Raw genomic sequence first — 15,226 nt, 5'->3', positions numbered from 1 at the left:
ATTCTTGTATGGAGAAGCAAGATCCGTATTCGGCAGAAGCACTTTTTGCGACTTATAAAACTGCGATCTATCAATTCGTCTATAGATATTGTCAAGATGAGCAAATGAGTTTCGATCTTGTACAAGATACCTTTGTCCGGTTTTCCAAATATCGGGGACGCTTTGATGAGAGAAAATCGAGCATAAAACCTATTTATTCCGAATGGCTTATCAGCTTATGATCAACCGCTTGAACAAACGTAACCGAATGAAGAAATTATTGCCGTTCTTGTTTATACAAAATCAAACAGATAACGTCTCGACGGCAGAAAGATTAACGATACAAGCGGCAATTCAACAATTACCATCTGAACAGCGGGCAGTTATTTTACTAACCTACTATCACGATTTAACCCAAAAGGATATTTCCGAGATTCTTGGAATCCCTTTAGGAACAGTAAAATCACGTCTACATGTTTCGTTGACGAAATTAAGGGAAATGTTGGAGGTAGGAGAATGAGTAAAAATGAATTTCCAGATGAACTTAAAAGTAAATTGGATGAGTTCCATGTGGAAGTACCGGATATTCCGTTAAAGAGGAGTAAATGGGAACGTCTTGCTAACTGGATTCATGCGCCGGCCAAGAACCCGCTTGATGTGCTTCGGATTAAAGGGGATTCTATCATAAAGCTTGTTTTGTACCCAATGGTTCTCATATTTTTTATTTGTTTAGCACCGCTTCTATTGATTTGAGTAGGAAGCGTTAAAGAGAAAAAGAAAAGTAACTGTCAGCAAATGCATAATATGCATTTGCTGACAGTTACTTTTATAAATATGTTATATGTGAAGAGAAAAAGAATATTTATTCTATGGTTCAAAATTGACTTAATTGGCTACTCTTGTATGCGTTATTATATAAATTATTAGTTTTACTTCGGGTCTACTATAGGCCCAGTGTCAACAACCAGCTGGATTACAAGCATACATAATAGGATATTATAATTGGAAAATGGTACCCATGAGAGAGTAGATTATTACAGTTGTAAATAAAATAGTCATATGTAATAGAGAATAGGTGAACATTATCTTTGCCCATTGTTTTGAATCCATCTTTTTATAACCGAAAACGCTTAAAATTAACCATGTTACATTTAGAAGAAGGGCTACCGAGGTAAGCCCAAGGCTTAAAGTCCAAAAAAGAAAGCTTGTTGCAATTAAAAAAATTAAATAGATATTAGTTTGTATATATGTTCTTTTAACCCCTTTGATAACAGGGAGCATAGGAACCTTTGCGGCCTTGTATTCTTCATGCTTTCGTATAGCTATGGAATAAAAATGTGGCATTTGCCAAATAACAGTAATTACAAAAAGCCCTAGAATAGCGGGATGACTAATATCTGGATACATGGCTGCCCATCCAATGAGGGGGGGCATAGCTCCTGAAATACTTCCGATCTCAGTATTATAAATCGTCCTTCGTTTACTTAACATTGTATAGGGAACGATATATAAAAACAATCCTAGAAACCCAAGAATTGCTGCTAGACGAGTTGCTAAGGAAAGTATTAAAATTCCAGAAGTAGACATAAAAACTCCGAGCCACAAAACTGCTTTCGGTGTTATTTCTCCAGTGACCGTCGGTCTGTTTTTAGTTCGTTTCATAATAGAATCTATATCACGATCATATAAGTTATTAAAAGCACCAGCTGCCCCTATAACTAAAACAGTTCCTATTAAAGCAAATAACATTTCTGGAAGTTTTTCAAGTAAGCTAAATTGATATGTATATATAGCCAGTGTTAATCCCGCAAACATCGGAATTAAATTAGATTTAATAATGCCAGATTTGATGGTACTTCCTAATATATTTGTTAAACGCTTTTTTTTTCTATTTGGATGTCTTTCGTTTGCATTATGCCTTCCCTTTCTTTATTACTAATTAGAATAAAAATTAGGTACTATATTCAGTTCATAAAAGTAAATTAAATATATGTAAATATATAAATCTACTTATATATCACATGGTATATTAATTTTAGGTATTGTCAAGAGAAGTAGGGAAAGTGATTATTGATAGATTAATTAATCCTAGAAGAACAAAGCAGTATAAAAATGCATTTTGAATCAGCAATTATAACGAAAATTTTCTTTTTAAGAGATAGCGCTTTAAATAGATTGTTATTTTTAGATATTAATATCTCAACTTTCGCACATGAAAATTCAGCCTGACTTCCTGTCGCAGTAGCTATTGTTAAGCTCAAAAATGCCCCTTGACAAAATAGTTAAAACAAGAAAAACACCTCCACATTTGTATAGTTAATTTGCAGAAAAACTACCAAATAGAAGAGGTATCTCCTACTATGATAGAACAAAACAAGCAAAATGAGCAACTACCAAATGAAATAAAATCTGTATTTAATGAGTTAAATGTCATTAAACATTTATATACAGCTGGGATTAACAAATCCAAAGGCTTTTCTACGTCATACCTATTCATACTTGTATTTAGTCTTGTTTTTAATGGAAAAAATCTGTTTCAGTACCTGGAAAGTTAGAGAGGTGAGGATTCTCCCAAAAGAGACTCTGTTCATCGCTTCTTAAATAATCCAAAATTTTCTTGGCATCAATTCTTGCTTTCATTAAGTGCTAGCGTAATCCATAAAGTAACTACACTCACGTCATCCTCACATGTGAAAGCGTTTATCATTGACGACTCTAAATACGACCGTAACCGTAGTAAAAAAAGTGGAATTACTTGCACGTTGTAAAAACCATTCTTCCAATCAACCCCGTTATTATAAAGGGTTTCGTATGCTTACTTTAGGTTGGTCTGATGGTATATCATTCCTGTTAACTTCGCATTACTCAGCTCGGTTAAAGCCCAAATTAACGGGATTATAGTAAAGATTGACGAGAGAACATCCGGATATAAAAGACGTTTAGATGCATTTGAGAAAGGCCCAGAGCAAGTCGTTAAAATGATTGATCGTGCACTTCAAAAGGGAATTCATGCACCTTATGTGTTAATGGACTCTTGGTTCATTCATCAAGACCTTGTAACCAAGCTTACCGAGCGTGGACTGGATCTAATAGGAATGGTTAAAGCGACAAAACAAAACTATATTGTTGGAAACAGAAGGGTATCCCTCAAAGAATTGTATTTTCATGCTATTCCTGTACAGGGGTGAAATGGGATTATTCGTTCAATCCATACCCATCTTTCTAATGGCCTTTCCGTTAAGGTGAACACTGATCAAAACAAAAACAATGGCTAGCAATCTTAAGTACAGATTGCACATTTACAGAAAAAGAGATTGTTTAAAATTATCCCATGCGCTGGGACATTGAGGTTTTTTTCAAGTGTACCAAGAGTCTTTTACGTCTTCAAAAGGAAGTACAAGGCCAGTGTTTTGATTCCATAATTAGTCATACGACTATTGTCTTTACTCGTTATATCACTTTAGCTTGGCAACATCGATGTAGTACCGATGATAGAACAATTGGCGGATTGTTTTATGAACTTTGCGATGAAGTCAGCGAACTAGATTGGGCAATTGCTTTACAACAGCTAGCAGGACAATGGGTTGCAGGCTTGTCCAGATACATCAAGGATTACCTGCCTAATTTGTGCTGCGAAAGTTGAGTTAATATCAACAACGAAGCATTATTCTAATGGATCGGAGACTATACTTGGAAACTTATAAATAATTTACTGTTTATTTATTGAGGTGAATGAATTTCATAATTCGTAGCCATTGTGTGTCCCAATGCATTTAAGACGTCAAAAAAGAAGCACCTTCCCAAATCTTGTATAATGGTAATAAAGACAAAACCATAAAAAGACTAGAGGAGTGCTTCTTATGACCATTATACGACAATCAAGCTTATTTGGCATCCAAGAATTATACGACATGGAGCCTACCCAAAAGTATGAAGCGATTATTTCGACGATAGATGTGGACGCTATCTATCATGTAGTAACTAAGAAATCGCGCCTTGGCGCACCTGAAGAGCTAAATTATGTCGCCATGATTATTTCCTCTGTTTTGTGAGATATGTAGAACGAATCCCAACCATAAAAGATCTGACTTCAAGCCATTGATGAGGGCTTTATCACAGACGATACAGCTGCCATTGATGCCACTCACTTTGAAGCTCGTGATCAAGCGCCACCGAAAGAAGAAAAGCCAAAGTCCGAGCCGAAAAAATGTGGGCGCAAAACAAAAGAAGAGCGTGAACAATGGCCAAAAGACCAAGCCGAAAAAGAAGCAACTATGCCTTTATATGAAAAGAAAATAGAAGCACAATTAGATGTTCTTTTAGCTAAGTTACGTTCAGAAGTTCCCATAGACCCAAAATGGGGCGTAAAGAAGAACTCGGAAGGAAAAAATGTTTTTTGGTTTGGCTACAAAGCTCACTTAATTGTTGGCACATCCAGTCAATATATTTTGGATTCCCTCTTTTCATCAGGCAATCTAAATGATGGGAAGGCTGCGATCCCGTTGCTTAAGGGCGTTCATGAACGCCCTTTCTGGGCTGAATTTACGTCATCAGACGGCAGATGCAGGCTATGACTTTAAACCGATTTACGAGGAAGTCCACCGGATGGACCAACTATCCGTGATTGCATATACAAGCGCAATGAAGGGGAAGCGATTGGCTTTGACAAACACTTTGTCCCAACCTGTTTTCGTGGGCATTCGTACCGTTATGATAGCTTAGATGCCAAATATGAAACACTAAAATACACGAGCCCAAAAGAATGCAGGGAATGCCCTTTAGCGAATGAGGGTATCTGTCAAAAGGTTTATAAAATGAAAATAACGAAAGACCTCAGGAAGTATACTGCTCCAGCCCGCGGGTCCTTGGCATGGAAAAACATTTACAAACGTCCTACGGCTGTAGAACGTGTGAACGCGTATCTTAAGGAATGGTTTCAGTTAGACAATGTTCGTTATCGTACCGGAGAACGTGCAAAAATCCACTTTGACATGGTCACACTCGTTTATAATGCTTCAAAACTCGCTGCAGATCGAATTAATGCGGAATTATATCAGCAACAAACTGCATGATTTCTGTTTTAAAAATGCAAATCAGAAATTCGGTACGTCTTTGTATTTTTAAAAAGAGCAATTATGAAATTGATTCAGGTTATTAATAATTATATTTTTTAACAACTCTGTATTATTATGTAAAAAGAAGTGATTCCCTTTTATTTTATAGAACTTAACATTCTTTTCACATAATTCTTTCCAAACATTATTATAGTCTTGGGTAAGTGTATCTTCAGTACCCTGGATAATCGTCATATTGCAATCTATTTTCTTATTTTTAGATTTATGTTTGTATTCTTCAACAATTCTAAAATCACTCTTTAATGTAGGTAGAAAGAAATTTAGTACATCTCTATGTGCAAGCAATTCGCTTGGTATACCTCCGAGTTCAATGACCCGTTCTAAGAACCTATCATCATCTAAGTGAGATATATCGGTACTTTTTCTTAACATTGGGGGATTTATCCCACTTAAGAAAAGGTGTTCAGGAGGGCTAACATAACTGCTGTTAAGTTTGTAAAATAATTCATAAGCTATATAACCACCCATACTATGTCCAAATATCGCGTATTTGTTATTGCCGCTACTTATTTTAATCATATTGTACATATCATCTATTGCTTCGCTAAAATCGGTATAACTAAATTCATTAAATCTTGTACCACGTCCTTTATACTCTATGGGTATAAACTTAATACTATGTGTATTTTTGTTCCACTCTCTAAAAACGGTTTTTGAAGAGCCAGCATATCCTAAACAGAAGACTTTAATGTTAATTACCTCCCAATAACAATTTTTTTAATTCTACTTGATTATACTTTTGGATTTTTAGATCCTTAATCTCCTTAGTTGAACAAACAGATAAGTGATAATTATTTTGTATAACCACATTATGAAAGTAAAACTTTTCATTATCGCAATCTTTATGTAATAAAATTATCTCATTATCATCTTGTAATGAAAAATAAAAAGAGTTTAAAGGGGTATGTAATCCAGTGCCTATTGCTTTGAGGTAACTCTCTTTTAAAGTCCATATTTTAAAAAAACTTTCTTTAACATTAGGAGAAGTACTAATGTAGTTATATTCCTGTTTCGTAAAAAAACTCATTGCCAATTCTTCGTAATCTAAGTCGATATTTTTTTCTATATCAATACCAATATTTCTGTCTGATATAGCAATCGCAATAAATTCATTGGAATGAGAGATATTAAAAGACAACCAGCTGTTTTTCGAAAGAAGGGGCTTACCATACTTCCCATATGAGATTTCTAGTTCTGACAATTTGCAATTTAATTCTCTTGAAAGAAGATACTTTAAAAATACATTACCTAAAAGAGAACGAACTTTATCATTCTTATTAAATAACCTAGATATCTTTTTTCTTGTCTTTATATCTAATATTGGATAAAGATTTTCAAAATCTTTGAGTTCAACACAGGAGTCAATATGAATTAGATAGACTTTCATTTTACGTTCTCCTAAATTTTTAAATATTATATTTTATATACATTGTATAATATTTTCAGATAAAAATACAAATTATTTAATTATGCAAAACCAAAGAAAATGCATTAATTTTACATACAGAATATTCCGGTGATGGTCTTTTTTGTTGAAATTTTATTAAAATAGTGTTATTATGAAATTTATAGAATAATTCGATTTCACCCCCCCTAGAAAAGTATGGTTTTCGTTTCTTGTCATACATTAGTCGTTAATTAGTAAATCAAATACATCACCTTAAAAATGCCTTTTAATATAACACAAAGGAAGTGACTCTTGCTAATGTTATTTGAATCCATTGAAAGCGTATCAAAGGTAAATCCTCACTCACCGGCAATACTAACCCATCAAAGAATAATCACCTATGAAGAATTCGTATTAGAAGTAAATAAGATTATAAATCAATTAAAAAAATCTGGTTTGACGCCACAAACCCCAATAGCTATCGTACTTGAGCAAAGCGAAGTTGTCTGGGCAACAGTGGTTGCTGCGAGTTACTTGAATATTTCTGTAATGTTAGTTGATCCCAATTTAAAAGACACAGAAATGGAACAAATAATGAATATGTACCAAACCTGCTATGAATTGCACCAGACAAGTTCCTCGAAAGCAGAAGAATTCAGAGGACAGAACATTCAAAAGTTAAATTGTTTTGGAAATGAATATTTACTAGCATACACTGGATTGACTGCAAGTTGTTGGAATGAATACATAGCCCCTAATAATAAACAAAGTTACATCGTTCTACTAACTTCTGGTTCTACGAAAGTGCCATCTGGCGTTGTAAAAACAGTAGATAGTATTGTTGGAGATGGGTTGAGAATCGGAAGTTCTCTTGGTATGCTTTCCTCTGATCGCGTCCTTTGTGCTGCTCCAGTTTATCATGCATTTGGATTAATATGTGGGTGCTTTGCAACTTTCTTAAGTGGGGCAAGTGTGTCTTACCTCGGGGCGCACGTTCTTCCTTCAACTCTGGAAAATAAGACCCGACAATTATCATATACTGTAATGATGGCATTGCCTTTTCATTATAATTTTTTAGTTCAACATGTTGATCAACCTTTTAATGAGATCCGTTTTGCTTTATCGTCCACGTCACCTTTATCGAAGGAACTCTTGCAATCTTGTAGAGAAAAATTGAATTTAAATATTCATAATATATATGGTTCATCCGAAGCGGGAGCTATATCTATTCAACAGAGTCGTAATGCAGAAGATTCATCTAATAATGTTGGACAACTTTTAAAAGGCGTAGAAATTAAGTTTGATAAAAATAATGTCATTGAGGTGAATGGCAGGAGAGTAAGTGAATTACTTATAAACAGTTCATCTCTTGCTGTTGGTTATTTGAAGATAGAAGATGTAGACATCGGTTCTTACATATTAGAAGACGGTTGGTGGAGAACTGGAGATTTAGCGTATCTAAATGAAGTTAATGAGTTAAATCTAGCGGGACGAGTGAATATAACGATAAACGTAAATGGGAAAAAGGTTAATCCTTATGAAGTTGAGGACGTTTTAAATAATCATCCAGCGATAACGGAGTCTGTGGTAGTAGGAAACCCTGATAATAAAAGAGGAGAGATACCCGTTGCTTTTGTAGTAACAAATAAAACTGTATCTGAGGAAGATATTCTTCAATTTTGCAACCAAAGATTATCAGCTTATAAGATACCAAGAAAAATTGTGGTCAGAGATGCTTTACCAAAAACTTCTGCAGGTAAAGTACGTAGGAGGGAGGTTCAGCGGTTCAGCAAAAACTATTAATATGCATTTGTTAACTTAATTATTGTGAAATAGTTTGGGGGATTTTTTTAGGAGGTATTTAATGTTAAAAGATAAAACCTTTTTAGTAACAGGTGGAACTCGTGGAATTGGAAAAGCTACTGTTAAAACCCTTATTGAATTAGGAGCAAATGTCGCCTTTACATACAATACAAATAAAGGACTAGCTGAAGAAATTTGTGCTGAGTTTGATGATGAAAATAAAATTTTTGCAGTTCAAGCAGATGCTCGAAATTTCGCTCAAGCAAAAGAAGCAATCAAAAAGGTTAAAGAACGGTTCAATAAATTGCATGGGATAGTGATCAATGCAGGTGTTGCTAAAAATAAACCATTTTATTTAATGAAAGAAGAAGATTGGGAAAGTATAATACAAACTAATTTGAATGGAACATTTAATTATGCACGAGCTGCAATTTTTGATTTTATTAAACAAAATCATGGAAGAATTGTTTGTGTTAGTTCAGTAAGTGCGTTTAAAGGTTTTGAAGGACAAACAAACTACTCTGCTACAAAGTCGGGGCAAATTGGTTTTGTTAAAACATTGGCAAAGGAAGTAGCGCCTTATGATGTAACAGTAAATGCAGTTGCTCCGGGAAGAATAGAAACAGATATGTGGGATTCAATAACTGAAAGTGACAAAGACAAACTCTTAAAGGACATTCCTTTAGGCAGAGCTGGAAATCCTTCCGAAGTTGCTGAAGCGATTTGTTTTTTATTGGGTTCTAATTATATAACTGGTAGTATTCTTACAATCGATGGAGGGCTTTCGCTTTAAATGTGCCATATTACTTAAATGCTAGATTCCCTCCTGTTCAAAGAAACACTATTAAAAAATAAATTATGGAGGTTTTCAAATGATTGCCCAAGACACTAAAGAAGTATTAAGAAATATTATATCCGAGGTAATTGAGGAAGAAACTTTTGGAGATGATGCGAATTTTCTTGAAGAATTAGGTGTAGATTCAATGATGATAATAGAAATTTTAGTTCGAGTAGAAAAAACCTTTAAAATCACGATAACGGAAGATTATATTCCAAAGTTTACTGATATAAATGCAATGTATAGTGCTGTTCAAGAACTTATAGAAAACAAATAAAATTTATATAGAAGGAGATTAGAATGAAAAATCGTATAGCGGTCACCGGATTAGGTGTTCTCTCTCCAATTGGTTCTGGTAAAGAAAACTTTTGGAATGCTTTAATAAATGGTGAGGTGGGTACAAGCGAGATTACATCTTTTGATACATCGTTATTTAATATTAATCGTGGAGGGGAGGTCACCGATCTGGATCCAACCTCTTTTATACAAGAGTTAAATCCAGAAGTAATGGGAAGGACCTCACAATTAGCCGTGGCTTCCTCGCGTATGGCGTGGAGTGATGCTGGTATATTACCCAATACTTATTCGAAACATCGTATCGGCGTATGTATGGGGAGTTCGCTTGGTAATAGCTCTACCTTAGAACATATTAATGATATACAGAAAAATAATGAAGAAATTAATCCGCAATCTAATTACATATTGAACACTTCATTAACTAATGTTGCTAACTCTGTTTCTGTTGAATTAGGACTCGAAGGCCCTAGCCTGACTATCTCGACCGCTTGTGCCTCTGGCAATAATGCGATAAGTTATGGTGCAGATTTAATTCAAGATGGCGAAGTAGATGCAATTATTGTAGGTGGAGCAGATGGTATATCGAGATTTTGTTATACCGTCTTTCATAGACTTGGAGCAATGACTCAAGATCTTTGTCAGCCGTTTACCAAAGATCGAACCGGTATGATTGTTAGTGAAGGGTCAGCAAGTTTAGTGCTAGAAGACATGGAAAAAGCAAAGCAACGAGGGGCTACAATGTATGCTGAACTGGCAGGGTACGGTCTATCCGGTGATGCATACCATATTACAGCACCTCATCCAGAAGGGGCGGGAGCAGCGTTAGCAATGGAAAGGGCAATAAAAAATGCTTATGTAGATAAGAAAGATGTTTCTTATATTAATGCTCATGGAACTGGCACTAAAGCAAATGATATCAGTGAGTCTTTGGCAATCTATTCCGTTTTTGGGGAACGAGCTGATTTAATTCCAGTTAGTTCTATTAAATCGATGCTTGGTCATTCTATGGGAGCTTCAAGTGCAATTGAAGCAGTTGCCTCTACTTTAGCAATATTTCATTCAATCGTACCTCCAACAATGAATGTTACAGAACTTGATCCGGAATGCGTAAAAAATGTAGTGCCTAACAAAGCTATTTATCAACCCGTCAATGTTGCAATAAGTAATGCCTTTGCTTTCGGAGGTAACATTTCTACGATTGTTTTGAAAGGAGTATCTGATTAGATGTATCAAGATAAAGAACGTATTGTTGTTACTGGTATGGGTACTGTTTCTGCCTTCGGTGTAGATAATAAAGCATTATGGACTGCTATTCAGAATGATGCTACACCTCTAGTTCAAACCAGTTTAAATCTAATAGAAAATCCTAGTGTTGTTCGGGTAAATCATTTAGAACCTGCTGAATTTCTAGGAAAAAAAGGGTTGAAATTTATGCAACCGTCATCATTATATTTGTCAGTAGCTTCTATAATAGCACTTAAAAATGCCAACATTGATATAAAAACGACTACATCAGACAGAATGGGTATTGTTGTCAGTACTAATTATAGTGGATTGAAAATGAGTTCTCAGTTTGATAAAACATCAATCACTGAGGGACCAAAGTTTGTGAGTCCTATGCAGGCTCCTAATACAGTAGTCAATTCACCAGCTTCTCATTTAGCTATACGCATTCAATCTAGAGCGTTTAATACAACCATAGCTTCCGGATTTTGCGCTGGGTTAGATGCACTGGGCTATGCAGCCAATATGCTGAAAAAGAATAATGCTGATACAGTCGTTGTTGGTGGAACAGAAGAGTGGAATGAAGAGATAGAAAGGTATTATAAAGTGGCAGGGTTATTGTCCGATGAAAATTCAGAAGATAATGGAGAATCTTTTAATCCTGGCAGTAAAGGTGTTGTTCCTGGTGAAGGTTCAGCAGCTGTTGTATTGGAACGGTATGAAAATGCAGTTAAACGCGGAGCTACAATTTTAGGCGAACTTGTATCTTGGCACTCTAGTTTCACTCCGACCGATAGGAATGAAACTAGAATAAAAGGGAGTATTAGGTGCATGAATACGACACTGCAAAAGGGTAATGAATACAATGAAAATATAGATTTAATTATCTCTGGAGCTAACGGACTGCGAAAACTAGACAATGTAGAAATTAATGCACTAAATGAAATTTTTCCTAAGAAACCAATACTCGCTATAAAAAATACAATAGGGGAAACAAGTGGTGCATCGGGGGTGTTTCAGTTAGTTTCATCGATAAATGCAATAAATAGTAAAAAAAATCAACAAAATTCATTATTAAATAAGTCTCATTATGGATTAAATGATATTAAAAAAGTTTTATTAACTGGGAATAATTTATCTGGGAGTACAAGTTCGGTTCTTGTTAGGGAATTGGCGTAAGCTCTCAATTCTAAAAATTAAAAATAAATTACCTCTCCAGTGTTTTTATTTACGATAAAAATGGAAAAAATCTTTTTGTTCAATGCTCGGCCAAAAAAATTAAAGGAGATAAAAATGAATTTAGTAGAATTTCAATCGTATCCCTTAACTGATGCACAGCAAAGAATATGGAACACAGAGATACTGTACCCCAATACCGCATTATGTCTTCTTTCAGGAATAATAAAGATTAAAGCTCCTATTAATAAAGATTTGTTAGAGAAGTCTATTAATAATGTAATTAAGGAAAACGATTCATTGCGAATCAAGTTGTTCCAGGAAGGTAATGAAACAAAACAATGCATAGAAGAATATAAATATCGGGAGATAGAATTTATAGACTTTAATGATCCCAAAGGTCGGTTTAACTCTTACAACCAATTAAAAGCATATAATATAGAACCTATGGAACTAATTAATTCGGATCTATTCGATTTTTTGATTTTTAAAGCTAGTAATGAGGAATACGGTTACACTGCAAAAATTCACCATATTATTTCTGACGGTGTGTCTATGGAGAATTTGTTTGAACAAATTCTTGATAATTATGTGCATTTAGAACAGAGTACCGTAATTGAAAACAGTCGAAAACCCTCCTATATTGAACACATACATGAGGAAGCGGAATATAAAGAGTCTGAACGCTATAAAACAGATCGAAGTTACTGGTTAGAAACATTTCGAAATTTGCCAGATGATATAGAAACTAATCTCTATAATCCTCTTACAATAAGTACATCAGCAAATCGAAAGACCCTTTTAATAGAAGGTAATAACTTACAAAGGATCAAGAAATTTTGTAAAGAGTCTAAGGTTAATCTTTTTACATTTTTTCAAGCAATTCTATATATATACTTATATAAGACCACGAATAGTCAGGATATAGTGATTGGAACAAATTATTCGAACAGGCTAACGAAAAAAGAAAAAGATACAATGGGAATGTTTACGAGTACGGTAGCATCACGGATGTTTTTAGATCCAAATGAAAAAATAACATCCTTTCTAAAGCGGTTATTTATAGAATCATCAAAAAATATGCGCCATCAAAAGTATCCCTATAATGAGTTAATCCAAGATATAAGAAAAATAAATCAAATGCCAAATTTACATCGCCTTTTCGGAATAGCAATGGAATACAGGCCTTTTAAACCTTTTGAGTTAAATGGAATAGAAGTTGAATTTGAAGACCAGTTTTGTGGGGTTGAAGCAAATGATTTAACTCTTCATTTAGTCGAAAAGTTAGATAATGGTAATCTAATTATTAATTTTGACTATAGAACATTTATATTTAATGACCATGAAATAACAAGATTTATTGAACACTTCCGGCAAATTGCAAAATATATAATAGAACATGAAAATGAGGAGATTAAATGTATTTCCTTAATATCGGAAGGTGAAAAAAATGTAATTCTTGAAAAATTCAACGATACAACAATTAATTACCCTAGGGATAAGGTGATTCATGAATTGTTTGAAGAACAAGTGGAGCGTATGCCTAACCAAATAGCGTTAGTGTATGAGGGGCAGAAACTAACGTATAGAGAACTGAATAAAGAGGCAAATCAGTTAGCCCGAACGCTAAAAATAGAGGGAGTAGGACCTGATCAGTTGGTGGGCATTATGGTAGAACGCTCTCCGGACTTGATTGTTGGGATACTTGGTATTCTCAAGGCAGGCGGAGCCTATCTACCAATTGATCCCGACTATCCAGAGGAACGGATTCAATATATGTTAGAGGACTCAGGTGCAGAAATAATATTAAGTCAGAGTCACTTGCATCGCCATATACCACAAGGGAGAAAAGTGTTATTTTTAGACCATCAATCTAGTTATCATCAAGATGGAACCAACCTCGGAAAATCAGTGGAACCAACTCATTTGACATATGTGCTTTATACATCAGGCTCAACGGGTAAACCGAAAGGTGTTATGGTAGAACATCGCAGCGTTGTACGTTTGGTCAAACAGACAGACTACGTAATATTAAACGAAGAGACACGTATACTTCAGACCGGAAACATTGTCTTCGACGCTTCTACATTTGAAATTTGGGGTTCACTTTTAAATGGTGGTCAGCTGTATTTGACGCAAAATGAACAGATATTAGATGTTGTTAGTTTAAAGCAATTAATTGAGCGCTTTAGTATTAACACCATGTGGTTAACATCGCCTTTGTTTAACCAACTTACAGAACAAGATATTCATTTGTTTGAGCATTTAGAGACATTAATTATTGGCGGCGATGTACTGTCAGTATCTTATGTCAATAAGATAAAACGCAATTATCCAAGGTTAAAATTGATTAATGGCTATGGCCCAACGGAAAATACTACATTTTCTACTACATTCGCCATATACGGTGAACAGGTAGGTTCAGTTCCGATTGGAAGACCTATCGCCAACTCCAAGGCTTATATAGTGGATCGTTCTATGAATTTACAGCCTATAGGAGTATGGGGAGAATTAGTAGTCGCAGGCGACGGAGTGGCCCGAGGATACTTAAACCGTCCTGACTTAACGGCTGAAAAGTTTCTGGAAAGTCCATTTGTCCCAGGAGGTCGTATGTATCGAACAGGTGATTTGGCACGCTGGTTACCGGATGGGAATATCGAATACTTAGGAAGGGTTGACCATCAAATAAAAATACGTGGCTACCGCATTGAAATTGAGGAAGTTGAAACAGCCTTATTAAACATACAAGAGGTACAGGAGGCCATTGTCATTGCGAATGAGGACGGAAATGGTGATAAAGCACTTTGTGCCTATTTCGTTGCAGAGCGTTCTTATCCAATAAGTGAGATAAAAGAACAACTGTCAGAACAGTTGCCTAACTATATGATTCCGTCTTATTTTGTGCAGTTGGAACAGATGCCTTTAACACCAAATGGGAAAATAGACCGTAATTCTCTTCCTGAACCAGAAGGGGAACTTCAAACGGGTAATGAGTATGTATTTCCTCGTAATCCAATAGAGGAAAAATTAGCCAATATTTGGCAGGAAATCCTTGATACAGAACGAGTTGGAGTTAAAGATGACTTCTTTGATATCGGTGGCCATTCTCTCAGAGCAACAAATTTAGTGGCAAAGATTAACAAAGAGCTGAAGGTCGAAATATCACTTAGGGAAATATTTAGTAATCCAACGATAGAGCGATTAGCGAAGATTATTAAAAATAGTAAATATGAGGGTTATGACTATATCCCAATTGTAGATGTGTTTTGCAAGTAAAAAGTACACAACATTGCAATGAAAATATACATAAGCTTGCCAACCGATTTTTGTTCAGTTATTTCTTGATAATGCATGGGTGATTCTGAAGCTATCACCAGTAAAGTTTAA

12 protein-coding genes and 2 pseudogenes are annotated in these 15,226 nt (G+C 35.0%); 11 read left to right on the top strand and 3 right to left on the bottom strand.

Features of this window, described 5'->3' with window-relative positions; translation table 11 throughout:
* Window positions 1–8 precede the first annotated feature (8 nt).
* The 3 genes from GN217_RS18970 to GN217_RS09880 are packed head-to-tail and all read left to right on the top strand — an operon-like array spanning window position 9 to window position 732.
* On the top strand, window positions 9–221 hold the full coding sequence (locus GN217_RS18970) for an RNA polymerase sigma factor (protein ID WP_232334399.1): 213 nt from the start codon (window positions 9–11) through the stop codon (window positions 219–221).
* On the top strand, window positions 203–499 hold the full coding sequence (locus GN217_RS18965) for an RNA polymerase sigma factor (RefSeq protein WP_232334398.1): 297 nt from the start codon (window positions 203–205) through the stop codon (window positions 497–499). The genes GN217_RS18970 and GN217_RS18965 overlap by 19 nt, the downstream gene beginning before the upstream one ends.
* Complete coding sequence (locus GN217_RS09880; RefSeq protein WP_156856527.1) at window positions 496–732, top strand: hypothetical protein; 237 nt, start codon at window positions 496–498, stop codon at window positions 730–732. Before GN217_RS18965 ends, GN217_RS09880 begins: the two co-directional genes overlap by 4 nt.
* A 243-nt stretch (window positions 733–975) precedes the next feature.
* Here the strand turns inward: GN217_RS09880 and cyoE are convergent, their stop codons facing one another.
* A complete protein-coding gene (cyoE, locus tag GN217_RS09875; protein WP_156856526.1) occupies window positions 976–1,845 on the bottom strand; it encodes a heme o synthase in 870 nt (289 codons plus the stop codon).
* 494 nt (window positions 1,846–2,339) lie between these two features.
* On the opposite strand from cyoE, the pseudogene GN217_RS09870 reads away from it, so the two are divergent.
* Window positions 2,340–3,622 (top strand): annotated as a pseudogene (locus tag GN217_RS09870) (IS4 family transposase).
* Between the two features lie 217 nt (window positions 3,623–3,839).
* Window positions 3,840–5,051: pseudogene (locus GN217_RS09865) on the top strand (transposase).
* Window positions 5,052–5,099: 48 nt separating this feature from the next.
* Here the strand turns inward: GN217_RS09865 and GN217_RS09860 are convergent.
* Both GN217_RS09860 and GN217_RS09855 read right to left on the bottom strand, forming a co-directional pair.
* Window positions 5,100–5,804, bottom strand: a complete 705-nt coding sequence (locus GN217_RS09860; protein WP_232334403.1) for a thioesterase II family protein — start codon at window positions 5,802–5,804, stop codon at window positions 5,100–5,102.
* A gap of 1 nt (window position 5,805) precedes the next feature.
* The gene (locus GN217_RS09855; protein ID WP_156856524.1) at window positions 5,806–6,501 is read right to left on the bottom strand and encodes a 4'-phosphopantetheinyl transferase family protein; all 696 of its coding nucleotides are present in this window, start codon (window positions 6,499–6,501) and stop codon (window positions 5,806–5,808) included.
* A gap of 318 nt (window positions 6,502–6,819) precedes the next feature.
* On the opposite strand from GN217_RS09855, the gene GN217_RS09850 reads away from it, so the two are divergent.
* The 6 genes from GN217_RS09850 to GN217_RS09825 all read left to right on the top strand — a co-directional run bounded on the left by GN217_RS09850 (window position 6,820) and on the right by GN217_RS09825 (window position 15,115).
* Entirely contained in the window at window positions 6,820–8,304 is a 1,485-nt protein-coding gene (locus tag GN217_RS09850; protein ID WP_156856523.1) for a class I adenylate-forming enzyme family protein, read from the top strand.
* 61 nt (window positions 8,305–8,365) lie between these two features.
* Window positions 8,366–9,097 carry a 3-oxoacyl-ACP reductase family protein gene (locus GN217_RS09845; RefSeq protein WP_156856522.1) on the top strand — a complete coding sequence of 244 codons (732 nt, stop codon included), beginning with the start codon at window positions 8,366–8,368 and terminating at the stop codon, window positions 9,095–9,097.
* A gap of 79 nt (window positions 9,098–9,176) precedes the next feature.
* On the top strand, window positions 9,177–9,419 hold the full coding sequence (locus GN217_RS09840; RefSeq protein WP_156856521.1) for an acyl carrier protein: 243 nt from the start codon (window positions 9,177–9,179) through the stop codon (window positions 9,417–9,419).
* 23 nt (window positions 9,420–9,442) lie between these two features.
* Window positions 9,443–10,663 (top strand): beta-ketoacyl-[acyl-carrier-protein] synthase family protein, encoded by a 1,221-nt coding sequence (locus GN217_RS09835; protein WP_156856520.1) that lies wholly within the window; start codon window positions 9,443–9,445, stop codon window positions 10,661–10,663.
* A complete protein-coding gene (locus GN217_RS09830) occupies window positions 10,664–11,842 on the top strand; it encodes a beta-ketoacyl synthase N-terminal-like domain-containing protein (RefSeq protein ID WP_156856519.1) in 1,179 nt (392 codons plus the stop codon).
* 60 nt (window positions 11,843–11,902) lie between these two features.
* A complete protein-coding gene (locus GN217_RS09825) occupies window positions 11,903–15,115 on the top strand; it encodes a non-ribosomal peptide synthetase (protein WP_156856518.1) in 3,213 nt (1,070 codons plus the stop codon).
* Window positions 15,116–15,226 lie beyond the last annotated feature (111 nt).

Source organism: Oceanobacillus sp. AG (assembly GCF_009746545.1).
Lineage (GTDB): Bacteria > Bacillota > Bacilli > Bacillales > Amphibacillaceae > Oceanobacillus > Oceanobacillus indicireducens.
Note: the sequence above shows the minus strand (reverse complement) of the source record. Positions and strands in the feature narration are given on the sequence as shown.

Bases quoted from the DNA above. Each gene is read 5' to 3' on its own strand.
- GN217_RS18970 (WP_232334399.1), top strand. From the start codon at position 9: ATGGAGAAGCAAGATCCGTATTCGGCAGAAGCACTTTTTGCGACTTAT.
- GN217_RS18965 (WP_232334398.1), top strand. From the start codon at position 203: ATGGCTTATCAGCTTATGATCAACCGCTTGAACAAACGTAACCGAATG.
- GN217_RS09880 (WP_156856527.1), top strand. From the start codon at position 496: ATGAGTAAAAATGAATTTCCAGATGAACTTAAAAGTAAATTGGATGAG.
- GN217_RS09855 (WP_156856524.1), bottom strand. From the start codon at position 6,501: ATGAAAGTCTATCTAATTCATATTGACTCCTGTGTTGAACTCAAAGAT.
- GN217_RS09850 (WP_156856523.1), top strand. From the start codon at position 6,820: ATGTTATTTGAATCCATTGAAAGCGTATCAAAGGTAAATCCTCACTCA.
- GN217_RS09845 (WP_156856522.1), top strand. From the start codon at position 8,366: ATGTTAAAAGATAAAACCTTTTTAGTAACAGGTGGAACTCGTGGAATT.
- GN217_RS09840 (WP_156856521.1), top strand. From the start codon at position 9,177: ATGATTGCCCAAGACACTAAAGAAGTATTAAGAAATATTATATCCGAG.
- GN217_RS09835 (WP_156856520.1), top strand. From the start codon at position 9,443: ATGAAAAATCGTATAGCGGTCACCGGATTAGGTGTTCTCTCTCCAATT.
- GN217_RS09830 (WP_156856519.1), top strand. From the start codon at position 10,664: ATGTATCAAGATAAAGAACGTATTGTTGTTACTGGTATGGGTACTGTT.
- GN217_RS09825 (WP_156856518.1), top strand. From the start codon at position 11,903: ATGGAAAAAATCTTTTTGTTCAATGCTCGGCCAAAAAAATTAAAGGAG.